Annotated in this window: 18 protein-coding genes; 8 read left to right on the top strand and 10 right to left on the bottom strand. The window is 43.4% G+C overall.

The window, feature by feature from the left end; translation table 11 throughout:
- Positions 1–196: 196 nt before the first annotated feature.
- A complete protein-coding gene (locus BMX56_RS09825) occupies positions 197–568 on the bottom strand; it encodes a hypothetical protein (RefSeq protein WP_090645288.1) in 372 nt (123 codons plus the stop codon).
- Between the two features lie 152 nt (positions 569–720).
- On the bottom strand, positions 721–1,206 hold the full coding sequence (locus tag BMX56_RS09820) for a plasmid pRiA4b ORF-3 family protein (RefSeq protein WP_255369813.1): 486 nt from the start codon (positions 1,204–1,206) through the stop codon (positions 721–723).
- Positions 1,207–1,566: 360 nt separating this feature from the next.
- On the opposite strand from BMX56_RS09820, the gene BMX56_RS09815 reads away from it, so the two are divergent.
- Together BMX56_RS09815 and BMX56_RS09810 are read left to right on the top strand one after the other, a co-directional pair.
- Complete coding sequence (locus BMX56_RS09815; RefSeq protein WP_090646202.1) at positions 1,567–2,379, top strand: 3-keto-disaccharide hydrolase; 813 nt, start codon at positions 1,567–1,569, stop codon at positions 2,377–2,379.
- A 366-nt stretch (positions 2,380–2,745) separates the two neighbouring features.
- The gene (locus BMX56_RS09810; RefSeq protein ID WP_218152396.1) at positions 2,746–5,148 is read left to right on the top strand and encodes an ABC transporter permease; all 2,403 of its coding nucleotides are present in this window, start codon (positions 2,746–2,748) and stop codon (positions 5,146–5,148) included.
- A 153-nt stretch (positions 5,149–5,301) separates the two neighbouring features.
- Here the strand turns inward: BMX56_RS09810 and BMX56_RS09805 are convergent, their stop codons facing one another.
- From BMX56_RS09805 to BMX56_RS09765, 8 genes are all read right to left on the bottom strand, one after another.
- Entirely contained in the window at positions 5,302–6,774 is a 1,473-nt protein-coding gene (locus BMX56_RS09805; protein ID WP_090645282.1) for a hypothetical protein, read from the bottom strand.
- Positions 6,759–8,330 carry a VPA1262 family N-terminal domain-containing protein gene (locus tag BMX56_RS09800; protein WP_090645280.1) on the bottom strand — a complete coding sequence of 524 codons (1,572 nt, stop codon included), beginning with the start codon at positions 8,328–8,330 and terminating at the stop codon, positions 6,759–6,761. Before BMX56_RS09800 ends, BMX56_RS09805 begins: the two co-directional genes overlap by 16 nt.
- A gap of 400 nt (positions 8,331–8,730) precedes the next feature.
- Positions 8,731–9,321: a cysteine hydrolase family protein gene (locus BMX56_RS09790; RefSeq protein ID WP_090646193.1), complete on the bottom strand. Its 591-nt coding sequence runs from the start codon at positions 9,319–9,321 to the stop codon at positions 8,731–8,733.
- Positions 9,322–9,492: 171 nt separating this feature from the next.
- Positions 9,493–10,344, bottom strand: coding sequence for a helix-turn-helix transcriptional regulator (locus BMX56_RS09785; RefSeq protein ID WP_090645274.1), 852 nt, complete (start codon positions 10,342–10,344; stop codon positions 9,493–9,495).
- A gap of 161 nt (positions 10,345–10,505) precedes the next feature.
- The gene (locus tag BMX56_RS09780) at positions 10,506–11,153 is read right to left on the bottom strand and encodes a class I SAM-dependent methyltransferase (protein WP_090645271.1); all 648 of its coding nucleotides are present in this window, start codon (positions 11,151–11,153) and stop codon (positions 10,506–10,508) included.
- A gap of 97 nt (positions 11,154–11,250) precedes the next feature.
- The gene (locus tag BMX56_RS09775; RefSeq protein WP_090645268.1) at positions 11,251–12,108 is read right to left on the bottom strand and encodes a helix-turn-helix domain-containing protein; all 858 of its coding nucleotides are present in this window, start codon (positions 12,106–12,108) and stop codon (positions 11,251–11,253) included.
- Positions 12,109–12,219: 111 nt separating this feature from the next.
- Positions 12,220–14,439 (bottom strand): tetratricopeptide repeat-containing sensor histidine kinase, encoded by a 2,220-nt coding sequence (locus BMX56_RS09770; protein ID WP_090645265.1) that lies wholly within the window; start codon positions 14,437–14,439, stop codon positions 12,220–12,222.
- Positions 14,440–14,776: 337 nt separating this feature from the next.
- Entirely contained in the window at positions 14,777–15,646 is an 870-nt protein-coding gene (locus BMX56_RS09765) for a winged helix-turn-helix domain-containing protein (RefSeq protein ID WP_255369812.1), read from the bottom strand.
- A gap of 132 nt (positions 15,647–15,778) precedes the next feature.
- On the opposite strand from BMX56_RS09765, the gene BMX56_RS09760 reads away from it, so the two are divergent.
- The 6 genes from BMX56_RS09760 to BMX56_RS09735 all read left to right on the top strand — a co-directional run bounded on the left by BMX56_RS09760 (position 15,779) and on the right by BMX56_RS09735 (position 24,169).
- Positions 15,779–16,393, top strand: coding sequence for a YceI family protein (locus BMX56_RS09760; RefSeq protein ID WP_090645259.1), 615 nt, complete (start codon positions 15,779–15,781; stop codon positions 16,391–16,393).
- Between the two features lie 237 nt (positions 16,394–16,630).
- Entirely contained in the window at positions 16,631–20,560 is a 3,930-nt protein-coding gene (locus BMX56_RS09755) for a response regulator (RefSeq protein WP_090646189.1), read from the top strand.
- Between the two features lie 137 nt (positions 20,561–20,697).
- Positions 20,698–21,657, top strand: coding sequence for a bifunctional helix-turn-helix transcriptional regulator/GNAT family N-acetyltransferase (locus BMX56_RS09750; protein WP_090645254.1), 960 nt, complete (start codon positions 20,698–20,700; stop codon positions 21,655–21,657).
- A 39-nt stretch (positions 21,658–21,696) separates the two neighbouring features.
- Complete coding sequence (locus tag BMX56_RS09745) at positions 21,697–22,644, top strand: ketopantoate reductase family protein (protein WP_090645251.1); 948 nt, start codon at positions 21,697–21,699, stop codon at positions 22,642–22,644.
- Between the two features lie 82 nt (positions 22,645–22,726).
- Positions 22,727–23,602: a diacylglycerol/lipid kinase family protein gene (locus BMX56_RS09740; RefSeq protein WP_090645248.1), complete on the top strand. Its 876-nt coding sequence runs from the start codon at positions 22,727–22,729 to the stop codon at positions 23,600–23,602.
- A 15-nt stretch (positions 23,603–23,617) separates the two neighbouring features.
- On the top strand, positions 23,618–24,169 hold the full coding sequence (locus BMX56_RS09735; RefSeq protein ID WP_090645245.1) for a dual specificity protein phosphatase family protein: 552 nt from the start codon (positions 23,618–23,620) through the stop codon (positions 24,167–24,169).
- Positions 24,170–24,401 lie beyond the last annotated feature (232 nt).

Raw genomic sequence — 24,401 nt, 5'->3', positions numbered from 1 at the left:
ATGGCAAACAGATCCTTTACTCCTACACTTGACATGTTTCCTTATTATACGCCTAACATGACCGCCAGACCAGTTTGCTAATAGATCCTTCGTACCTCAGGATGACAGCAGTTAGATAAAATGATACATACCGCTATCACATGCTCACAGCAAAGCCATATCAATCAAAAAAACATCCGGGAAAAAAGAGTGGAATTTATCCTAACTGCGGGGGCTGGAAGATCACTGCGGCCGGGGTTGGTGGCAGGCAGTCATCATACGGGGTGTCAATTACTTGCAACAGGCTGGAGTGGAATTTCATGTCAGTGGTACTGATCACAAACACTTCCAGGAAGAGGCTTTTTTGCGACTGCCTTTCGTCGCTGGCCTGCTTATCATCAGCCTGTTTAATCTTTTTGGCGAAGTAACATTTGCCATCGCAATGCACGGCGGGCTTGTCCCGGTTTTCGCAAAGGGTGGTGGCAATATAGTTCTTGTTCAGTTCAAATCCTGCGTATACAAAAAAACGCGAAAAATTGACCGCAGCCAGCGAAAAGATCAATAAATAGGCTGTTACACGTTGCAGCATAATGCCGCAAAGGTAACCGCTGTATGGTTAAGAAGCAACCAGAGTGTTCGGTTTTTTGTGGGAATGCAATGGTGTTCGGAGGCGAACACCATTAACCATTTAAATAACAACAACTTAAGTGTTAGGATCAATTGTAATTTCGACACCAAAAATTATTCTTCGTCGTCATCATCGCCCACCAGGCGGGCGCAACGCTTATTAGCTTCTTCAAGGTCAAAGGTGTTTACATCCCATTTGCCACCTTTGGGGATGCCCATCCATCCGCGCATTTCTTTATGTTCGTGGTGGCTGGGGTCGTTCACAATATCTACCATGCGATAGTAACCGTGCACCCCACCGCAGTCTTCGGGCGGGCAGGCACCCTCGCCGCCGATGCAATGCGGTGCAAACACTTGTTCTCCGGTAGTTTTTTCTAACAAAATCTCGTGTTTCCAATCGTCGCCGAAATCGTAAATGTAGGTATACTTTTGCCCGGCCCGCTTAAACACCTCGCCAATCAGGTAATCTTCACTGTCGCGCTCATCACCGCTATCGCTGTAATGGTCAAGCAATTGATAATATGGCTTCGATCCCCATCCTTTTGCCGAAAACTGGTACATATGACTGCTATCCCAGCCAAATACAGCCTGTATCGCCATATGAAATTCATCAAAACTAATGTCTTCGGGTACCAGCAGCCGCCGCCAAACTACAGGGTTTTAGGTGCCAGTGAGCTGGATTTTAAATTGGAAAGTTTTCATGGTCTGTAGTGTTAAGAAATGTCAAACATCAACAAAAAAAACGAACTCTTTACAACGGTTTAATAATACCCGGGCGTTTACTTTTTAACAGCCAAGCCCGGGATATTTCAACAGATGCCCTGGAGAACCAAAACATTAAAACCTTTTATACTATCTTTAGGCAAATCAAAACATAACCGGCGACAAGTAGCTATTAAATTTAATACTATTTTGGTGCCCTTACAGCAACCTGTTAACAAACCACAACACATACCTGCCATGAAAAAAACACGCTATTTTTTAATATTTTCCTGCTTCCTGGTACTTGGCTGTACCGGGGCAAAAAAACTGGCCGACGCCGGTAACGACGATAAAGGCTGGAAAAAGCTGTTTAACGGGACCGACATTAAGGATTGGTTTGTGAAGATCAATCATCACCTGGTTGGCGAAAACTATGGCAATACATTTAGGGTAGAAGATGGCATAATCAAGATCAGGTATGATCAGTATGGCGATTTTGACAATCAATTTGGCCACTTGTATTACAAAACCCCATTTTCGCACTTTCGCCTGCGGTTTGAATACCGTTTTGTTGGTAAACAGCAAAAAGGGGCACCCGACTATACCCTGCTTAACAGCGGCGTTATGTTTCATTCGCAGGACCCCAGGACCATGCTAAAAGACCAGGATTGGCCAATATCAATAGAAATGCAGTTATTAGGCGGCCTTGGCGACGGAAAACCGAGACCGACGGGCAATATGTGCTCGCCAGGTACTGATGTAGTTTACAAAGGGAGGGTTTGGCCCGACCATTGCATCAGTTCGACCTCAAAAACTTTTGATGGCGAGCAATGGGTAAAAGGCGAACTCATAGTTGATGGCAACAAATTAGTTACTCATATCATCAACGGCGATACTGTATTACAATATTCAAAACCCTCCATTGGAGGCGGCGTAGCCAATGGTTACGATCCAAAGTACAAACAAGATGGAAAATTATTAAGCAGCGGCTTTATTGCCCTGCAAAGTGAGGGTCAGCCGGTTGATTTCAGGAATATAGAGATTAAACAATTTCGCGGTTCAGACCGGTAAAAAACAAGCGGAACTTCAAGGCATTTTTGTACCCGCAGGTCCCTGTGGGTACAAAAATGCCTTCAACGACGAAAGCGCCAGGAAAGAGGGTTTTTATAGTTAATAATTTGACAATTAACTATTTATTCAATAGCAATTTAAAAAACCTCTTTCCGGGGTTAGTCTTCGCCGTCATACGATGCGCGTTCCGGTGCCGTTTGCTAAACCATCTTTTAAGCCGATACATTAAGCCTATCCGGAATTCTGCACCCTGGCATTTATAATTACACTTTGTTTCATAAGCGTACGCAGCTGTACGCTTATGAACGTTTAGGCTGAAATTAAACACACACAAATAACTACTATTCAGCAAGTTATAAAAATGGCATGATTTTACTGCTTTACAAATTCAATTTCATTGTGGCTATGCTGAAAAACTATTTTAAAACCGCCTGGCGAAATTTGTTTCGCAACAAGTTCTATTCGTTAATCAATATTGCCGGCCTTACTGCCGGGCTGGCGATTGGCATTTTGATATTGCTTTGGGTACAGGACGAGTTAAGTTTTGATAGCTTCCATAAAAACGCCGAAAACATTTACCGCGTAGAACTTTTTGGCGGTACCGGCGCCAGTAAACAGATATGGCAAACCACTGTAGCGCCTATCGGCCCATTGGCTAAACAGGAACTCACCGACGTGCAAGACCAGGTCCGCCTTATCCCCAACTGGTTCTACTCGTTATATAAATATAAGGAAAAAGTTTTTGGCGAACAAAATGTAGGCTTCGCCGATCCTTCCCTGTTCAGCATCTTCGATTTCCCGCTGATTGAGGGCAACACTACTAAGCCTTTTTTGAATGATAACTCGGTTATCATCACCAAAAAAACGGCCCAAAAATATTTTGGCAACGAGAGTGCTTTAGGCAAAGTGATTGTGGCAGAAGGTAAGGAGAACTTTACCGTGAGCGGGGTTATCAACGATTTTCCGCTTAACTCCAGCATCAATTATGATATGATTATGCCCATGAGTTACCACATTAAATATATATTGGAACATGGTAAGCAGGATGCTAACACCGATTTTAATAATTATTCTTATCAAACCTATTTTAAATTAAAGCCCGGCACATCGTTAAAAAAACTCTCGGCCGATTTGTTCAGGATCCACATTAAGCACCGCGCCGAAGATACCGATGCCGACTACCTGCTGCTGCCCATCAATAAAATGCACCTGTACAACGCCGACTTAACCGATCACGGCATCCAAACGGTACGCATTTTTATTATTATAGCCTTGGTTATTTTACTGATAGCCTGCATCAATTATGTAAACCTTTCTACCGCCCGCGCGCTTTTACGTGCCAAAGAGATCAGTATGCGCAAAATTATAGGGGCTGGCAAAATACAGCTGTTTATGCAATTCCTGGCCGAGACGGGGTTGCTGTTCCTTATAGCAACGGTATTTGCCTTGTTTACAATATACCTGCTGATGCCGGTATTTAACCAGCTGGCCGGCAAGCAGTTGGTGTTTAATCTGTTCGATCCGCATATCTGGCTTATCATAAGTATAACCGTGGTAGCAACCCTGGCCCTATCAAGTATTTACCCGGCCATGCTGCTATCGTCTTTCGAGCCGTTGAAAGCCCTGAAGGGCAAAATAAGCGGTAGCATTGGCGATGCCCTTTTCCGCAAAATACTGGTGGTGGTGCAGTTTACGTTTTCGGTAGTGCTTATTGTGAGCACGCTGGTTATTACCCGGCAACTAAAATACATCCAATCAAAAAACCTGGGGTACGATAAAAGCCATGTTTTTGGTGTTTGGATGCGTGATGCATCAAAACATTATGATGCCGTGCGGGCCGAGCTTTTAAAGCAACCCGGTGTAGAAGACGTAACCCGTGCAACCGGCAACATCATCAACAGCGGCGGCAATATCTCGGGCGACAACTCCTGGGATGGCAAAGCGCCGGGCCAAACCTTTATCCTGCACCCCATGGGGATAGATAAGGATTTCATCTCGTTTTTTAAGCTAAAAATGCAGCAGGGTAACACCTTTAGCGGTGCTGTAGCCGATTCGACCCATTTTATCCTTAACGAGGCCGCCGTAAAAGAGATAGGCCTTAAAGACCCCATCGGCAGGCGTTTCCGTTTTCAAAAGACCAACGGCACCATCATTGGCGTAGTAAAAGATTTCCATTTTGCCAGCATGCGCGAAAAAATTGCACCAGCCATCTTTTTTTACAGACCCGCCGTTTACCAAACCCTATACATAAAAACCAACACCAAAAACGCCGCTGCAGCTATAGCCGCGGCGGGCGACCAGTTTAAACAATACAACGGCGAGTTCCCTTTTAGCTATAACTTCCTGGACGATATATTCAACGACCTTTACCAGGGCGAACAACGCGAGGGCACACTGTTTAACTACTTTGCCGGCATGGCCATATTGATATCCTGCCTGGGTCTGCTGGGCCTTGCCGCCTACACCGCCCAGGTTCGTACCCGCGAAATTGGTGTACGCAAAGTATTAGGCGCGTCGGTTACCGGCGTAATTGGTTTGCTGGCTAAAGATTTCATCAAACTGGTACTTATAGCCATCGTAATAGCCTTCCCGCTGGCCTGGTATGCCATGAGCAACTGGCTCAATGGCTTTGCCTACCGCATCCCCATCCACTGGACCGTTTTTGTACTGGCAGCTTTTATCGCCATCGTCGTCGCGTTTGTTACTATCAGTTTTCAATCTATCAAAGCAGCGCTGGCCAACCCGGTGAAGACTTTGAGGAGCGAGTAGGGAGGGTTACTATGTATTGGTTGTGCAAATCCCGGATGTTTAATAGTGAAACACCCTGGTACTGGGTGCTACGCCTTCCTCCAGCTGCCGCAAGAGTTTTCGCTGCCGCGAGGCCGGACCTTGCGACAGCGAAAGGTAGTAGACACATACTACCTAAAGATGATGGTTAAAATTCTCAGCGATCTCATTCAAATACTTAAAGTACTTTTCATTCGTAATATATTCGGATAGCGGCGGGTTACCTTTAAGCTTGTCAAATAGTTTTAACGCTTCTTCATCGATCAGCTTCTTATTTTTATAAGCATGGCTTAACAGAAATAACAGGGAAAAATAAAGGTAGAATCTAGTTATCTGCTCCGATTCGTTCTTAACCCACTCGCTATCGATCCAGACAAGTTTTTTCAATGTCAGATTTAATAGCTCCTTGATTTTTGACACATCCTTTTCTTCAGAATAGTAATGGATTATGAAATTGCCGTAACTTGTCATAAATAAATCATTTAGAAATTCTTCGGATTTGAACAAGCGGTCAAATTCCGCTTGCCATCTCAGACGTGCGGTGTTCAGTACTAATTGATATTGGTCATCTGAAGTGTGCAGGCTAATTGAGGTTAGTAATTTTGTTCGCGTCTCCAACAAAGAATTATACCTGTCTATCGGAAGCGAATGTTTCATAACTTTAATCAAATCTTCTTCAGATAGAAATTGCATCTGTTCTCCCAATGCAACATTGAAAACGCTGTTGCTATGGAAAAACGGGATAGCTTGATGATAAATTTTTTCATCTCGAAGATAAAGTTGCTGCAGCAGTAACGCTATTGCCTGGCGACCTTTAATTGCTGGCTCATCGTCCATTCTGTATTTCTTTAGTAACTGCCTGGTCAATTCGAATATTACCCATGGGTTTGATAGCTGTTCTGATTTTTTAGCCAGGATGACCAAAGCACGCTCCGGGAAACTTTGGAGGTAGAAGATATACTCCTCAATAAGCTTCAGGTTGTTTAATCGGAAGATGAATGCCTTTACATTGAGTTGAAATAAAAAAAAGACCAGGTTTTCTAAGTAAAAATTAAAATGAAAGCCTTGCCCGCCACGCTCAATTGCCAAGACGAAATCGTAGATTTTTTTTACTGAATTTTCTTTTGTTCCCTGGTTGGCTACCCTTTCAAGTTCTTTTTCATAGTAAGATCCATTCGCGCGAACACTCACACTCATATTGACAGCGCTCAGGATTTTTTGCACTTGTGTGATTCGTTGATCCTTTGTTGTTTTTGGAAAGGACATGTCTTGTAGAAAATATTTAAGATCGATCTTAAAATAACTATTGACCATTACAAAAATGACAAGGGCGCTTATGTCGCCACCTAAAATAAAACGGTCGAGAAAAGGCTTGATCGTAACAATTACAGAAGCCAACTTATGGTATTCATGGCCTGACATCGCGTTCATTGTTGTAGAACTCAGTTGTTGCGCGAGTCTCCCCAATGCAGGATTATTCTCCCGATTGAAGAGCAGTTGTTCTACATCGTAGTTACTCAACTCCAGTAGCAATTTATCCAGATCATTATTAACGAATATGCCAACGAGGCTAAAGGCCTTTTTAATTAGCGTTACTTCGATCTCCATACCAAACAGTCTTTATGGTCTAACTTTTCCCACAATTCATCAAAAGCGTCGATGACCCTCTGGGGATGAGATACTTCCAATAAAATATGATGACTTAGACCAATGGAATTAATGGAAGTACCGATGGAATAAACCTTTGGTTTCGTGCGCTTGCTCCCAGGGAAAATCAGAAATCGATCATGGAATGACCAGCCATGATTACTATGTTGTAAACGAAATTCAAGCTTCAGTCCATAATTGTTATTCCCCGGATCTTCGAGAATAGCGGATTCCTGCCGGATAATCTGATCTGTGGTATAACCTGTTTTTGACAATATCTTTTTCGAACTCTTTTCAATCGCACCTATGGCCTTTATCTCGACCCCGGCAGTTGGAGAAAAGAATAAGGTGTTCAAGATATCACCTGACCTTAAGTAAGGATCCCATAAGCAAACCCCGTTTTGGTCATGCTGGTTGATCAATTTTCTTAGATCTTGTAATGCCGTCAGTGAACTGCCACTAAAATACTGTTTAAAAGAAAGAGAGGATTCCAGTCTCACTTTTTCGGCGTCATAAAGTGTGTTATGTATAAAAGTGGCGTAATCCTGCACGTCCGAATCTCCGCTGCGCATGCCTTTACTTACAATCTCTACTTTATGCGTCACTCCACCAATTGTAAAAACACGAGGTTCGTGACTTCCTATACTGGTGTTGAGGCTCATACCCCTAAAATATGTTCCGCGAAAATTGGAAAGCAAGAGATTCGGCTCATTACTCCATATCCTGATATTTGTTACCTGGTCAACATGGCCGGTGGTAATCAGCTGAAGTTGTGAAAGATTATAGGGAACATTTACACTGCCTAAGTAATTGCCATCTAAAATAGAATCGACCATTATGGTGCATGCTTTTGGTTCGACTAAATCGAGGTGCCATTTGAATTGTGCCACAACCCCGGTATGATCGGTTAATGATTGCGATGTGGTTTTTAGGATGGTGACCGGGAATTGAAAAATAACATTTCCTAACCGGTCCCTGACCAGCGACAGGTCGATGGGGACAATCTCTTTGATTTGTTCGGTGAGTTTATTAAGTGATTTTACGGCTTTAACATCCAGCAAAAATTCAAGGTGTTGTTTTGATTCGTCAAAAAACTCCAATATATAAGAGCCGTTATGGAAATTATTTTTAAGGACGTGGTTCAGTCTGTTGCCCTCACTCGCCGGGATAAATTGTTTAGCTAAACCGCTCAATTTGCCCATAACTAATTGATCATTTTCGCTGAAGTCCCATTTGTGTTTGTTTACCAATTTTCCAAAAACAGCCTGCGCCTCATTCGGAGAAAGCCAATAACGCTGTATTCCAACAGCAAGTTCTTTATTAACCGGGAGCAATTTGGTCAAATATCGATGGGCAGTGCCTTCAAACTGCTTTTCTTCAAACGAGGCGAGAATAAACAAATTGGTAACTGTTTTATTCTTTTTATGCTGGATAAATAATTGAGTGACCTCGCAACTGTAAAAGAAACCAACATTACCAGGGGCAATCAGGGTTTCAAAATCTTTAAATAGCTGCATGCGGTGTGGTTTAAGAATCTAAGGTACTATCCTATGGTCAGTTAATCAAATGAAGAAATATAGGCAAACGCCATGCTAAGTAATAAATATGCAACACCCGGATGGTTAATCTCATCCGGGTGTTTTTGTATACCCGCAGTTAGCGTTAAGGATTGCAGTGAAAAGCCCACAGCGAGGGCAGGCCGGGGCGGCAAAGGCAAGGCGAGGACTTGTAACGAAAAGCCTGACCACCGCTTCTACCAGCGGCGGGAACGCCCGGGAGGAGAGTCAAGAAATTAGAGTCAAGAATCAAGACAAAGGCAGTGCTGCCCCTATTATAGCCACACGAACGATTTACTTCATCACCGACAGCACCTGCGATACGGGTAAATAGCTGGCAAACAGCTTATGGATTAAATTGCTAAAGAAAATCATCATTTTTTTTTAAAGCCTGAAGCACCTCGTCGGTATTTAAAACGGTGGCAAACTCGTTGTTAATTTGTGCCAGGGCGGTTAAATGGATGGTTTCGGCATCGTAGTGTTCGCCTTTTATGCCGGTTTTGGCAAAGGCAGCGGTAGCATCGGCCACTACAAAGGTGTGGTAGCCAAGATTGCCGGCCATACGGGCCGTGGTAGATACGCAATGTTCGGTGGTAAGCCCCACTATAACCACGGTATCGATGCCCGCAGCATCCAGCTGTTGCTGCAGATTGGTGCCAATAAAGGAGCTGTTTACCGATTTTTTGATCACAGCCTCGCCCGGCAAAGGTTTCACAATCTCTTTGTGCGCATTGCCCGGGTTACCCTCGGCCAGCAGCGAGTTGGGGTTGGCTGAGCAGTGCTGAATGTGGAACAGCGGCAGGTTATTTGCCCGCCAGTAATCAAGCAGTTTGCGGGCATTAACTTCGGCACCCGGGTTATTGCGCTGGCCGCCCCAGTAAGGGATATTATCAAAACCCTGCTGTATATCAACGAGTATTAATGCAGGGGTGGTGTTGCTGAGTGTTTTCATACCCCAAAATTGCAGCTTTGCAAGGGCTGCAATTTTGCTGTGAGGCTTTATTTGTTTGTTTTTATAAGGCCGGTTAAGTCTAAAGTACAAAGTCGTAAGTCTGAAGTTATTTTTTTGACTTAGAACTTAAGACTTTGGGCTAAAAACTATCAGTTAAATTTATGGATAACACTACACCAGTTCGTTACGCGCACTTTTAGGCGAAGCGCCGAATTTTTGCTTATAAACCTTTGAAAAATGCGAGATATTTTCGAACCCGCTGCTATAAGCTACCAGCGATACCGGATCGTTAGAGTGTTTTAACTGGTACTCGGCATACTCCAGCCGGCGGTTAAACTGCCATTTTACGGGCGTGGTATTAAAACGATCGGTAAACTCTTTTTTAAACGCGCTTACACTCCTGCCGGTGAGTTTGGCCATATCGGCTATGGATAGTTGCCTGTTAAAGTTGGTTTCCATAAAGTAAGCCAGATCAACCTTTTTATTACTTACCAGGTCTTTCAAAAACGAGGCAAAGGTTTTTGATTGATCGCCCGACAGGATTTGCAACAGCACCTGGTGGGCCGCAAACTTAACAATGCACCTGGAGTAGTTTTGTGGTTGTACAATATGCTGCATAACCTGGGCTACATTTGCCTTTATAAAATCGGAAGTTTTAAAGGTAAACGGCGGCAAATCGGCACTCAATTTTTCCTGTTTAAATTCGGGCACATGGCTTTCTAAAAAGTAATCAACAAACTCATTTTCCATAAAAATAAGCAGGCTGGTATAATCATCAGATGGGAACAGCTGGTAATTGCCCCGCCGCCTAAACTGGATATCGCCGGCCATTAAGTGCTGTACATAGCTGCCATACCTAACATCAATGGTACCCGTTAAAATTACCTCCAGGCAATGCGCAGTTTGCAGGGTATCATCGCATCTGAAAGGGCGCTTTTTATCAATGATAATTCCGTACATATCAGACAATCGAAGCTTGATATGCGCATGATGATCAAGCAGGTCTTTAGGGATTTGTATCATCGGTACACATTAGTTTTTACTAAGCTACATTTTGAAATTTATCTTTTTTACTTTTTTGATTAATTGTAACAAAGGAATGATAAAAGCCCATGGGTGTTTACCTTAACAAAACAGACGCCCTGGCCAAACAGGTTAATCTGCTGTTTGATAAGTTGGCTTTACTATTTTGACGTTAAAGGCTTCCGGCCGACAAATCTTATCACTAATCCTTTGCCGTTGTGGTAAATACTTTCGTTTAAAATATACTCTTCTTCTTCCAGTAACAGTATCTCGTAATCTTTAAAATCGGCTATAAGATCTTCTTTTGAAAACAGCATATTGATGTCCTTTGGGCCGCCAATATGGGGATTGTTTAACGTAAGTTGAAGGTGATTTTTGCTAAAAGCCTCAAATATAACTACCCCGCCGGGTTTTAGGCATCTATCCAGTTTTTGGTGAAACTGCGATTTTTTTTCGGCAGCAAAGTGCGCAAATATTAACCCGATGGCATCAAAACATTGCTCATCAAAGGCTAATTGCTCCAAATCGCCCACAAGGTAGACCAGGCTTACACCGCGTTGCTGTGCCAATTGTAGGGCCTTGGCTTTGCCTTCGGCACTCAGGTCAAAGGCAGTTACCTGCCAGTTCAGGGTAGCAGCAAAAACCCCGTTTCGGCCTTCGCCATCGGCAGGCATGAGTATCAGCCCGGGTTCAAATTTTTTAAGCCATTGCTCAAAAAAAGCATCGGGTGCTTTTCCGTAAGCATACTCTTCTTTTTTATAGCGGTCGTCCCATAGTTGTTTGTATTGTTCGTCCCAGGTTGGTTCCATCGTTTTTTATTTTGTTATCCAATTATTTTATTGCGCAGTACAAATATAATTTGTGCGATAGCGGAAGAGATAGGACAAAAACTCAGTTATGCGGTACTTAACTAAAATTACACCTGAAAGCCTCGGGCGATTGCCCGGTATGTTTTTTAAAAAACCTGATAAAATAGGAAACATCATCATATCCAAGCAGGCCGGCTATTTGATTTACCTGGTTGGCAGTGGCCAACAGGTACCGCTTAGCCTCGAGCACGATGTGTTCATTAATTACTTGCGAACAGGTTTTACCCAATGTAATTGTGGTAATGGTGTTAAGCTGATAGGCGGATAAATTGAGTAAATCAGCATAATAGGCTACCTGTTTGTGGGTAAAAACATGGGTATCTAAAAGCGCTAATAATTTTTCAAGCTGTTGCTGCGTGTACAAGCTGGCACCACTGGCAGCATCGGCTGGCTGCTGCCTTACCAATTGTATAAAAAAGATATCCATGTTGGCGCGGATTGCCTCCTGGTAGCGCGGCTGTTTATCGGTATACTCCTGCAGAATGCAACCCAGGCTATTGTACAATTTTTGAAAACCTTTGTCGCCGGGTTGATAATGGTATATACTGCCGGCGCTTTGCAACATAAGGTCAGCTGCCTTACCATTCGCGAAGTAAAACTCGCCGCTGAATTGCATTAGGTACCCCGTGCTGCCGGCCTTTAAAACCAGTTTATGCACCTGCCCCGGCCGCATAAAAAAAACGGATTTGTCGCAGATTTCATAATCGGTAAAATCAATATAATGCTGGCCACTTCCATTTTTTAGAGCAAGAACGTAAAAAAAATCATGCCGGTGAAGTTCTTGTATCATATCTGTGCCGGCAAGCAAATTATCAAGCTCCCATACATTGAATAAAGCGGGAGTACCGGATTTTTTTTGTGTGGTACTGATTTGTCTTACCGGAATTCTGTCCATTTTGATGATACCAATGCGAAGGGATGCTATTTAACAAATGTAATTACATTTTGAGGAAAATAGATCCAGGTAAGAGCTATAGCTTGTAGTGCCGGGCAAGTGTGAAATTTGCTAACCGGCCTCGGTTGTTTCAAGGGTAGCCGCCGGTTGCAGCGGGATAACAAAAAAGAATTTAGTGCCAACGCCTTCTTCGCTGGCTACCCAGATGCGGCCGTTACATTTCTCTACCAGGTCTTTACAAAATAGCAGGCCCATGCCTGTGCCCGATTCATTGAGCGTACCGGTTTTACTGGTCATCTGGCTTTTAAAAAGTTGGTTTACCCGCGCAGGCGGCATGCCCATACCTGTGTCGCTTACGGTTACCAGTACGTTGTCGCCATCCTTAACGGCCGATACTTCGATAACATCCCCCCCGCCCGAAAACTTAATAGCATTGGTAATTAAATTCCTTACAACTATCCTTACCGAGTTAGGATCGGCAAGGGCCAATAGTTCTTTATTGCCGCTGCAAACCATGGTAATACCCTTTCTTGAAGCCTGTTCGGTATGGTTTTCAGATTCTGATTTTACAATATCGTAAATTAAAAAACTTTGGCCCGAGGTGTTGAAGTTTTCCAGCTGGCTGTTGATCCAGAACAGGAGCGTATCCAGAAAATCGGATGTATATTCAAGCTTTTGTATTACAGAGGGGATCATCCGGAGCATTTCCTCGTGGCTTATAGATTCGTCTGACAGCAGATCGAACAGGCCGCGCAACGTGCTTAGTGGCGACCGAAGGTCATGCGCCAATATGGATATCAGCTTGTCTTTTAATTTATTAAGGTCATTCAGCTTTTCGGCCTGTTCATCTATACTAACTTTTTGCTCTACAACTTCCTGGTTTTTGTGTTTAAGCTGGGTATTTATTTTTAACTGCTGCTGCTTTTGCCGGTAATACTGGTATGCTATTAACAATACTGCGGCTATAATGATAAAAAATATGAGGTTTAACAAGTCCTTATCGTGCAGCTTTTGCTGATACAGTAAGGCGCTTGCTTTTTGCTGCAGCATTTGTTGCCGCTGCTTTTCGGCATAGTTATATTGGGTAATATACAGGGTAAATTTTTGAACGCTTTCATCCTTCCGGAAGGTGCGCTTCATTTTGTCGAAATCCTTTTGGGCAACAAATGCTTCCTTGTATAATTTTAAGCCGCCAAGCGTTTCAATCAATTGAACAGCGGCGTTTGTACGCAGCAAAACGCTGCCAAAACGGTCGGCAAGCGTTTTGGCCTGCAACGCAAAACCGTATGCTTTGGAGTAATCATGGTTTACATTGTAAAACAGGGCAGTATTAATTAAAGCGATAGTTTTATCGTAATCCATTTGATTATCTGTAGCTACTTTTAAAGCTTGCTGCAGGTAACTTAAAGCCTTTGGGTTTTGCTTTTTATAAATATAACATACCGCCAAATCACTATAACATGTACTTATACCATCTTTATCATCCTGCTTTTGATTAATAGCAAGGGCATCTGTAAGGTATTGAATAGCCTTGTCATACTTTCCCTGGGCCATTAATACTTCGCCAATGTTTTGTTTGGCTACGGCAATCCCGCCGTCTGATTTCATTTGTGTCCACGTCTTCAGCGCCTCGGTAAAATAGGATAAGGCCTGCGGGTATATCTCCATACTTTGCAGGATAACACCGATGTTATTATAATCGGCCGATATTTTCTTTTTATTGTGAAGCTTTGTATCGATATTAAGGGCCTTAAAATAATAATCAAGCGCGGTAGACGGGTGCCCAAGGTTATCATAATTATTGCCCATGCTTAAATATAAGCGCGATAAGCCGGGTAAATCATTGGCAGCAAGTTTAATTGGAAGTGCCTTTTTGTAATAAGTTAACGCCTTTTGATAATCGCTTAACTGGTAATACAAATCGCCGTAAAGCCGGTAACAGTTACTAATGCCCAACTGGTTATTAACCCTGGTATAAAGGGCCATACTCTCCTCAAGGTTTTTTATTACCGTTTTGTATTTTGATTGACTGATGTATACTGCAGTAACAGCCAGCAGCCCATCGGCAATGCCGGTGCTATAGTTTATACGACGCGAAATTTGGGTTGCCTTTTGCCCGTAATAAATGGTACTATCGGGATAGTATGAGGTATAAACGACAGCCAGTTCATTCAAATAGTTTATAAGAGCCGTATCATTTACCTGCTTTTTGGCCGCGATAGATTTGAGTAATTCGTTACGCAGGCTATCCGGTTTTGCTTTATGACGATAGGCCTGGCAAAAATTGCACAAAAAAAGCGACAAAATACTAAGCCATATTTTGGTATTCATTCAATCAAAAAAAAATATAATCAGGGTTATGCAGCAAAGCCATTTTAAGCGGTATTACAAGCACCATTATCTTATTTAGACAGTTGCTTATTAGGTTTTTACGATTAAATGACTTTTAAGTTATAAATATATAATTTAAATTTATTAATTAGTTGCCATTGGCACTATTTGGTTGCAGATAAATAGCTTATAAATGTCGCCGCCAAGAGAGATGGCAGGTAACGGAAAAACGCCGCGCTCCTGACGGCCGTGGCAAAACAATAGCCGCCACAGCGTAAATTTGCAGTTTTATTCAATATAAATACCTGGGAAAAATGAAAGGAGCCGCAGTATGTAATTACTCACCAATTTCCAGTTTATACCCCCTGCCGTGGATATTTGTCAGCTGGATTGAAGAATCATTTTCCAATTTCTTTCTTAGCTTTGAAATAAACATATCCAGGCTTCTGCCTACAATTACGCCCTCGTCTTCCCAAATTTCTTTTTGAAGCCGGCCTCTTTCAATAATTATATTTGGCGATCGGGCGAAGATCAGCAGCAGCTTATTTTCTTTTACGGTGAGTGCGGTTGTAACTCCGGCAGCTATAATTTGCCGGTTACCGGGGTCAAAAATGGAATTGCCAAGTTTAAAACTATCAACACCGGCAAACGTTGTGGTAACTTTATTTTTCCGGGTTTTAAACGATTGCGAAAATATCAGCCCTATAAAGGCCAGGAAAGGCAGACCGCCTAATAAATAAGCTTTTTGTGCGGCTGTAATACGCCGGCCCTCAAATTTCAGGTTAATAAGGTAACAGCTTTTGGGTTGCCTGCGGCCCAGGCAGGGCACAATATTATCCTGCCGGTTACCAGATATCATATAGCCAAATATGACATCCTTTCCGGTACATTTTAATACAGTCACAATGTAGTTATGTGCCAGCTTATCTTTTGCCAGCGAGCGGCTTATTATTTTTACAAGCGAATCGGGCTCAAAGGCAAACTCGTTTTCAAACCTTACCTGGTATTCGTTTTCGGCTATTTTTTTAACAGGCAACACCCGTGACGTGCTATCGCCCGAATGCAAAAGTACCTCATGCCCTATCTTGCGGAGCATTACCTGCTGCCTGGCCAAATCAAAATCGTCATTACCGGTTAAACTAAAAGCCGCACAAATAGCGGTTGTAAATAATAGTACCGTAAACCCCAAAAGATACCTGGTTTTCATATTCAAGCTTGTTTTATAACCGGCCATATCCATAAACGGTTGAATTTACAAAGTTTACGCTTTTATTTACAATGTTTATAATCATAAACTTACTGTACGTGAATAGGTTTGCAGCATCAAATTTATAATGCTATGATCAATAAACCCGCAATTATTCTGTTCCTGACTATGTTTCACCTTGCTGCTTACGCGCAGCAAACTTACCAGTTGGACGCTAAGAAAAGTAAAATTTTATGGAATACCCGTAATACCATGGGCGGCCACAACGGCTACCTGCTTTTTAATACCGGCAACCTCAATTATTCGCCCACGGGCGAACCGACGGACGGCTCCTTCAATATGGATATGAACAGCATACGCAGCGTTGACCATGCAGTTGCCGCCGAAAACCAAAAAGTAGATAAGGAGTTAAGAAAACCGGGGTTTTTTGATATAGAAAAACATCCCGGCGCTATCATGAACGTCAGGCAAGTTAACGCTACCGGTAAGGCCGGCATTTATAAAGTATCTGGCAGCCTTACCATAAAAGGCATTACCAACCCCATTGAGTTTGTGGCAGCTATCCGGAAAAAAGGGAATACTGTTATTGCAAAAGCCGACCTTGAAATACACCGGCTAAAGTGGAATATCGACCTTCAACCCGAACCCAAAGCATGGGACTTTTTCTCGGCCGTTAAAGATAAAATGATTGCCGACGAAATTGTGGTGTCATTAAACCTGGTATTTAATAACATTGCAGGTAAATAAAAAAACATCCGGTCCAGGTCGGGTTTCTATCTGTAGCCCGAGCTTTTTTTTCTGATAGCCCCCGGGTTGATGGGTATCGACTTGGGTATTACTAAACAGAGAAATTACTACAGATTTTCATTTATTTAATTAACCCGCAGTCGGCTCGGCTTCAAATTTAAACAAATGACCTACTGCTAAATTTAGTATTTTTGTCATAGATTTATTGGACGAAAACTACTAAACTTGATAACCGGCATGCCGAATCCCGAACTAAAAAAAGAACAATTGAACAGCCCGGCCCATGATCAGCTGTTCCGTTCTTTTAGCGAACCGGGATTTGAATCTATCGCCCGCCTGGCTTCCATCACGTGCGGAACGCCAATAGCGCTGGTTTCTCTGCTCGACGAAAACAACGATTGGACACATGCCAAAACATTCCCCGAATCACCTGAGCGCCTGGGTTACTTGGCCTTTTGCAACCATATCTTAAAGGAGCAGTCACTGTTTGAAGTTCTGGATACCCAGCACGATGAATGTTTTAAATCAAACGCGCTGGCAAACGGCAGCCACCCAATCAGGTTTTTCGCAGCGCAGCCTTTGATCAGTCCCGAGGGCAATATCCTGGGTGCCTTAAGTCTGTTAGCATACGAACCGAAACAGCTTTCGGAGATACAACAGGAATCATTACGCCTGTTGGCGCAAGAGGCAACCACGTTAGTAACAGAACGCCGGAAAAAACAAGAGCTTCAAAGTTTTGAAAAGTTGTTTAATTTATCGGTCGACCTGATTTGCATCGCCGGGACAGATGGATATTTTAAAAGGATTAACCCCGCTTTTGAATCAACTTTTGGATGGGACGATGCCTATATTTTAGCTACCCCCTACCTGGATTTGATCCACCCGGACGACCTGAAAGCCGCGGAAGAAGATGTGACCGGGATGATATCGGATAAAAAAGTACGACAGGTAACCTACCGTACCAGGACTAAATCCGGAATATACAAATCCATCCGCTGGGAAACCACGCCCGACCCCAATACCGGCAACCTATTTTGCATAGGGCGCGATGTAACCGACGAAGAATTTAAAGAGCAGCAACTGGCCATCAGCGAGGAAAGGCTGCGCGTTTTTTTTGAAAACTCGCAGGGGCTCATGTGCACCCATGACCTGTCTGGCCGTTTCCTGTCGGTAAATATGGCCGGGGCTTCGCTTTTGGGTTATACGCTTGCCGAAATTTTAACTTTAAGTTTGTTTGATATTGTACCAGCTAATCGGCATCCACAGTTAACCGCGTACTTAAAAGAGATAAAGGAAAAAGGGGGCGCCAGGGGCCAGATGGTTACCCGGCACAAGGATGGCAGCCCCCGGATCTGGATGTTTAGCAACATACTTGAACAACAGGGAAACCAGCCATACGTAATAGGTAATGCCATTGATATTACCGAAAAACACTTCCTGGAAAGAAACCTGGAACGCACCCGGCAAATGCTGGAAGAAACCGGCAAGGTAGCCCGGATAGGTGGCTGGGAATATAATGTGCAGCGGCAAAAAATTGAATGGACAACAGTTACCAAACAGATATATGGTGTGCCTGCAGATTATGAACCTGATTTGAACGGCATCATCAATTTTTATAAAGCAGGCGAAAGCCGGGATAAAATTTCGGCCGCTGCTAACCTTGCCATGACCGATGGCCCCCCCTGGGACCTGGAGATACAAATTGTTACTCCCGGCGGCGAAGAACTGTGGGTAAGGAGTTTGGGCCAGGCCGAATTAGCAAATGGCATTTGCCAACGCCTATTTGGTACCATACAGGATATTGAACAGCAAAAAAAGGCCGAATCGGAATTGCTGAACGAAAAAGCCATTTTATCGGCCTTTGTTGAACATTCGCCTTCGCCTATTGCTATGGCCGATACAAATATGCGGTTTATAGCCGTGAGCAGGCAATATTTGCAGGATTATGGCTTAGGAAACCGTAACATTATCGGCTTAACACCCTATGAAGTATTTGGCCCTGCCAGCGAAACAAACCGGGCAACACACCAAAGGGTTTTAAACGGCGAGGTAATAAGGCGCGAGGAAGTGCGGGTTAAATTGCCCGGGATGCCGGAAGAACAATACCTTAACATTGAAATGCGGCCCTGGTACCGGTTTGATGGGGCAATAGGCGGCATCATGACCTCGTCCGAGATTATCACCTCCATTGTGAAGCAAAGGGATGAACTGAAGGAAGCCAAACAACTGGCAGATGAGGCCAGTATTGCCAAATCGGAATTCCTGGCCAATATGAGCCATGAAATCCGGACGCCGTTAAATGGTGTTATTGGATTTACCGATCTTGTTTTAAAAACGCAGCTGAACGAAACCCAGCACCAGTATCTTTCCATTGTCAACCAATCGGCCAATGCCTTATTAAGCATTATTAATGATATCCTGGATTTTTCAAAAATCGAAGCAGGGAAACTGGAATTGGACATCGAAAAATGCGACTTGTACGATATCGGTTCGCAATCAACAGATATTATTACCTACCAGGTTCAAAAAAAGGGGTTGGAAATGCTCCTGAACATATCTTATAACCTCCCCAGATTTATGTGGGTAGATTCGGTGCGGCTGAAACAAATCCTGATTAACCTGCTCAGCAATGCCGCGAAGTTTACAGCAACGGGCGAGATTGAGTTAAAGATAGAGGAAGTAGCACCAGCAACACCGGTACCCGGTACTACGTTACGCTTTAGTGTAAGGGATACCGGTATTGGGATAAAACCCGAAAAACAGGAAAAAATATTTGAAGCCTTTTCACAGGAAGATGGGTCGACCACCAAAAAATATGGCGGCACAGGTTTAGGCCTCACAATTTCTAATAAACTCCTGGGGTTAATGAACAGCAAACTGCAGCTGGAAAGTTTACCGGGTAAAGGCAGCACTTTTTATTTTGATATCCATGTACAAACCGAACAGGGCGAGCCCGTTAGCTGGGAAAACATTGGTCTGATTAAAAAAGTACTTGTTGTTGATGACAACGACAACAACCGGCTAATCATCAAACAAATGCTGTTGTTGCGGCAAATTTTAACCACAGAGGCAAAAAATGGCTTCGAAGCCTTACAGCTACTGGCGGCCGGCGAGTGTTATGATGTAATTGTGATGGATTACCATATGCCCTATATGGATGGGCTGGAAACTATCAAAAAAATTCGCGAAAGCTTTAGCGATTCGCCAACCGGCCAGCCTATTATTTTATTACACAGTTCATCTGACGATGAAAAGATGATCAGGTCATGCGAAGAATTGAAGGTGAACCACCGGATGGTGAAACCCATCAAAACCGAGGATATATATAACGCCTTATCCCGTTTGCATCAGAAAACTACCATCGAAACTAAGCCTGATGAACCCGCTGCAACTGTTGCTGAATTAACCGGCAACCTAACCATCCTGGTTGCCGAGGATAACGCTGTGAATATGTTGCTTGCCAAAACCATCATCCGCCGGATTGCCCCGAATGCCTTGGTACTGGAAGCCGGGAATGGTTTGGAAGCCCTTGCCTGTTGCCGGTTACACCGGCCCGATTTGATTTTAATGGATGTCCAGATGCCGGAGATGAATGGGTACGAAGCCACCCGGCAAATCCGTGCAATACAGCATGGCCGCCAAATACCTATTATTGCCTTAACGGCTGGCAACGTAAAAAGCGAAAGGGAAAAATGCCTGGAAGCAGGGATGGACGATTTTGTTGTTAAGCCAGTAGTTGAAGAAACCATATTGACTGTATTTCAAAAATGGTTGCATTCCTTCGGCTCCTCCGAAGCGCCCGAACCAGGTCCGGATTTACCGGTTAGCACACCTGTACACTTTGACGTACAACATGTAAGGAGCTATTTTGGTGATGACGATGAGATTTTAAAAGAATTACTTAGCCTGACAAAAGTTGAGTTAACAGAGTCAATTTCAATGTTACAATTAGACTTGAAGGCCGGTGATTTGAAGAAATTAAATTTACATGGACATAAACTGTACGGCACCGCGGTAACTGCCGGCTTAAACCACCTGGCCAAACTGGCCAGGGAACTGGAGCATATGCCTGTTTTTATACTGGAAAACACACAAACCCTTGTAAACGAAATTGAGGAAGAAATTAGGCTGATTATTGGCTTGTTAGAGAAGGAAATAACCAGCTAACGGTAAACTCCAATAAGGTGATGTATTGCCCGGTTTTACTGCTTCTATCTCTATTTTAAAACCATTATTTGATAACAGTGATTTAAGCGTCCAAATACCGTTTGCAAATTACGTAACTAATTACGTAATTTGTTTAAATGGAAAATTCATTTTTTAATTCAGTTGGAAAAGCGGGCATTGGCAGCAGGCTGCGAATGCTCCAGGAAAAGATTACGGACGACGCTGCAAACATTTACCGGATGTTTGGAATTGACATGCAGCCTAAGTGGTTTCCCGTTTTTTATACTTTATCACAAGGCAACTTTACCATAACTGAAATTGCGCAGCATATTGGGCACTCCCACCCTTCTGTTAGCAAAATTGTATCCGAGATGGTGAAGAAGGGACTGGTAACCGAAGGTAAAGACGCCAATGACGGCCGCAGGAATGTACTCTCGCTATCTGGCAAGGGGAAACAAGTTAATGAAAAACTGCAGTACCAGTTGGTTGATGTTAAAAACGCGGTAGAAGGCATTTTGGATAATACGCGGCACAACCTGTGGGAGGCCATCGGCGAGTGGGAATTTATGCTCGAACAAAAATCGCTGTTAAAGCGGGTTCAGGACGAGAAAAAATTAAGAGAGGGCCGCGACGTTACGATTGTACCTTTTGAAGAGCAATATAGTAAGGCATTCCGCGAACTTAACGTGGAGTGGATAAGCACCTACTTTAAAATGGAAGAAAAAGACTACCAATCGCTCGACCATCCGCAGGAATACATTTTAAACAAGGGCGGCGAAATATTGGTTGCCCTGTACAAAGGCGAACCTGTTGGCGTATGTGCATTGCTTAAAATGGACGATCCCGAATATGATTATGAATTGGCAAAAATGGCGGTTTCGCCCAAAGCACATGGCAAAGGCATAGGTTGGCTGTTGGGCAAGGCCATTGCCGAACGCGCCAAAGCCCGGGGTGGCAACACACTTTATCTTGAAAGCAATACCATGCTTAAACAAGCCATCAGCCTGTATCAAAAATTAGGATTTAAAAAAGTGGTTGGCCGGTTTACGCCTTACGAGCGTTGCAACATCCAGATGGAATTGCAGCTAAATAACTAAATGTGGGTGGTCTGTTAAAACTATACAAATTAAAACGTTATGGAATCAGTATCTGAGCAAACTATAAAGGTTGATACAAACATATACATTATAGGTAATGGCGTTGTTGCCAAGGCTTTGGCAGTAGCCCTAACCCTAAAAGGCAAAAAGGTTATCATACTGCGCGGCAGCGTAGATGATAAGCCCGCCAGCCGCGAGTTGCTGGAGATAGAAACGGAAAACAATACACTGCAGGCCGAAGTAACCATCAGCACCCTAAATAATTATACGCAGCTTGATGGGCTTATCTTGTTAACCAACAAATCATTCGGCAACCAGGAACTAGCAGAAAAACTCAAATTTAAAGCAAAACACTCGCCCATCGTATTCCTTCAAAACGGACTTCATATTGAAGATAGTTTTATCGACGCGGGCTTTACCGAATTATACCGGTGTGTACTATTTGTAACCAGTCAATCGGTTTCAACCAATAAAGTAAGGTTCAGGCCGGTTGCATCATCACCCATAGGGGTTATTAAAAGCTCATTTGATAACCTGGATAGTATTGTTGATGAACTGAATACCGATGTATTTTCATTTAGGGCCGAGGCGAACATCCAAACGGTGATCTGGAAAAAAGCAATCAGCAATTGCGTATTTAATTCGATATGCCCGTTGCTCGAGATTGATAATGGAGTATTTCACCGTAATGAAGCAGCCTTACAAATAGCCAAAACGGTAATTGCTGAATGCGTTGCGATAGCCAACCAGAACAACATCCAGTTAACAGAGCACGATGTATTAGAAAACGTGCTGATGATAAGTAAAATGTCCGACGGGCAAAAGATATCTACCTACCAGGATATCCTCAACAAACGGGAAACAGAGATTGAAACATTAAATTTTGCAGTAGCCAAAGTAGCGCAGCTGTCTGGCAGCACTAAAGTGCCGGTTACCACGTTATTAGGCCAAATGACAAAACTTAAGTCGGAGCTGTTTAGGATTTAGGGCTGTACACAAAAGCTTTATCGCCGCCCAAATAAATCAAACTATTACCTATCTTCCGTGTTGAAAAGCCGAAGGTTAAGCAATGAAATTTAAACATATCCATTTTATTATCAACCCGGCATCAGGTAAGGAAGAGCCTATACTCACCTACATTAACCAGGTTTTTGACAACAGCGCCATCAAATGGGATGTATCTGTTACTCAGCGCCACAAAAACCCCGGTGATATTGCAAAAAAACTTATCGGCAAAACTGATTTAATTGTGGTATATGGCGGCGATGGGTCTGTAACAGATACGGCCGGCGCCTTACACGGAACGGCTACACCAATGGCCATCATTCCTGGCGGCACGGCCAACGTTATGGCAAAACAGCTGCAAATTCCCCTCGATAGCATTTCTGCTCTTGAACTCATAAAAAGCCACCACAAATTAAAAGCCGTTGATATGGGACTGGTAAACGGCCATCCTTTTTTATTACGGGTTAACCTGGGTATTATGGCCGATATGATTTTACAGGCCGGCCGCGGGCTAAAAGATACCATTGGCCAGCTGGCTTACGGTTATACTGCTATTAAAACCATGGTAAATGCCACGCCGGTAAAATACAAACTAAAGATAGATAGTAAGGAGATAGAAGAAACGGCCGTTTCGCTCACGATAACCAATTCGGGCAATATTGGCTTTGCCGGTTTAGATATGCTGCCCGGCATCAGTATAACAGATGGCTTGCTGGATGTAATACTGATGGGCGATAACGATTTAACATCTGTGTTAAAAATTGCCGGCAACACCTTGCTGCAAAACCAAACCGAAGCTTTAAAGCATTGGCGGTGCAAAAATATAGTTATACAAATGGATGCCGAACAGGCATTTATCCGTGATGATTGCGAACAAAAGGCAAAAAAGTTAGCCATTAAAGTTGTTCCGGCAGCTATCAATATATTAGTGCCGCGTTAAAAACAGCAAAACAATATGCTTGCAAAAATTAAAAGTATTTTAAAGGTAGTTTATTTATCGGCCCAAATGGCTTATGATAATGCTTACCGCATAATAACCGGGCTGCCCCAGCTTAAGCGATGCCAGATAACTGCTAACCTGTACTTAGGCAGCCAATATAATTTGGTGGGTTTGCGCAAACTGAAATCTTTAGGTGTTACAGCAATTATAAATATGCGGATGCATTCCATCTATACCGGCGCACAATATAAGGGTTTTCGTTACCTGCATTTGCCCACGCCCGATAATACCCCACCGCCGCTTGATGTGTTAAAAGAAGGAGCCAACTTTGCCGATGCTGCAATAAAAAACGGGGGCAAGGTATACATCCATTGCCGCCAGGGCCTTGGCCGCGGCCCAACCATGACTATTGCCTATTTGCTTAAAACAGGTTTAACTTTTAACGATGCCCTTGCGATGGTAAAAAAAGTGCGCACCTTTATTAACCCCCGTAAAAGCCAGGTTGAAGTACTGAAGCAACTGGAACAATTTTACCAGGAGCACCCGACCGAGCAAAGCATTATTTAAGTAACACAGCCCTGCGAGAGCGTCATCGCGAGTGCCCCATCAGGTGAAATCGTTATGAAGAGCATTTGAGTTAAACCAATGTTCTAACCTACCGTCATTGCGAGGCACGAAGCAATCCCCTACATGCTAAGTCCCACATACTTCGAGATTGCTTCGTACCTCGCAATGACGGATATTCGATATCGGTAATCAGAAACTTGCAAACAGCTCCTCAGAACTTAAGACTCCCAAC

Origin of the sequence: Mucilaginibacter sp. OK283 (genome assembly GCF_900110415.1) — a bacterium.
Lineage (GTDB): Bacteria > Bacteroidota > Bacteroidia > Sphingobacteriales > Sphingobacteriaceae > Mucilaginibacter.
This window is presented reverse-complemented; position numbering and strand designations above follow the sequence as displayed.

Bases quoted from the DNA above. Each gene is read 5' to 3' on its own strand.
- BMX56_RS09745 (WP_090645251.1), top strand. From the start codon at position 21,697: ATGGAATCAGTATCTGAGCAAACTATAAAGGTTGATACAAACATATAC.
- BMX56_RS09750 (WP_090645254.1), top strand. From the start codon at position 20,698: ATGGAAAATTCATTTTTTAATTCAGTTGGAAAAGCGGGCATTGGCAGC.
- BMX56_RS09790 (WP_090646193.1), bottom strand. From the start codon at position 9,321: ATGAAAACACTCAGCAACACCACCCCTGCATTAATACTCGTTGATATA.
- BMX56_RS09810 (WP_218152396.1), top strand. From the start codon at position 2,746: ATGATTTTACTGCTTTACAAATTCAATTTCATTGTGGCTATGCTGAAA.
- BMX56_RS09805 (WP_090645282.1), bottom strand. From the start codon at position 6,774: ATGGAGATCGAAGTAACGCTAATTAAAAAGGCCTTTAGCCTCGTTGGC.
- BMX56_RS09740 (WP_090645248.1), top strand. From the start codon at position 22,727: ATGAAATTTAAACATATCCATTTTATTATCAACCCGGCATCAGGTAAG.
- BMX56_RS09800 (WP_090645280.1), bottom strand. From the start codon at position 8,330: ATGCAGCTATTTAAAGATTTTGAAACCCTGATTGCCCCTGGTAATGTT.
- BMX56_RS09765 (WP_255369812.1), bottom strand. From the start codon at position 15,646: ATGAAAACCAGGTATCTTTTGGGGTTTACGGTACTATTATTTACAACC.
- BMX56_RS09770 (WP_090645265.1), bottom strand. From the start codon at position 14,439: ATGAATACCAAAATATGGCTTAGTATTTTGTCGCTTTTTTTGTGCAAT.
- BMX56_RS09825 (WP_090645288.1), bottom strand. From the start codon at position 568: ATGCTGCAACGTGTAACAGCCTATTTATTGATCTTTTCGCTGGCTGCG.
- BMX56_RS09785 (WP_090645274.1), bottom strand. From the start codon at position 10,344: ATGATACAAATCCCTAAAGACCTGCTTGATCATCATGCGCATATCAAG.
- BMX56_RS09735 (WP_090645245.1), top strand. From the start codon at position 23,618: ATGCTTGCAAAAATTAAAAGTATTTTAAAGGTAGTTTATTTATCGGCC.
- BMX56_RS09780 (WP_090645271.1), bottom strand. From the start codon at position 11,153: ATGGAACCAACCTGGGACGAACAATACAAACAACTATGGGACGACCGC.
- BMX56_RS09775 (WP_090645268.1), bottom strand. From the start codon at position 12,108: ATGGACAGAATTCCGGTAAGACAAATCAGTACCACACAAAAAAAATCC.
- BMX56_RS09760 (WP_090645259.1), top strand. From the start codon at position 15,779: ATGATCAATAAACCCGCAATTATTCTGTTCCTGACTATGTTTCACCTT.
- BMX56_RS09820 (WP_255369813.1), bottom strand. From the start codon at position 1,206: ATGGCGATACAGGCTGTATTTGGCTGGGATAGCAGTCATATGTACCAG.
- BMX56_RS09755 (WP_090646189.1), top strand. From the start codon at position 16,631: ATGCCGAATCCCGAACTAAAAAAAGAACAATTGAACAGCCCGGCCCAT.
- BMX56_RS09815 (WP_090646202.1), top strand. From the start codon at position 1,567: ATGAAAAAAACACGCTATTTTTTAATATTTTCCTGCTTCCTGGTACTT.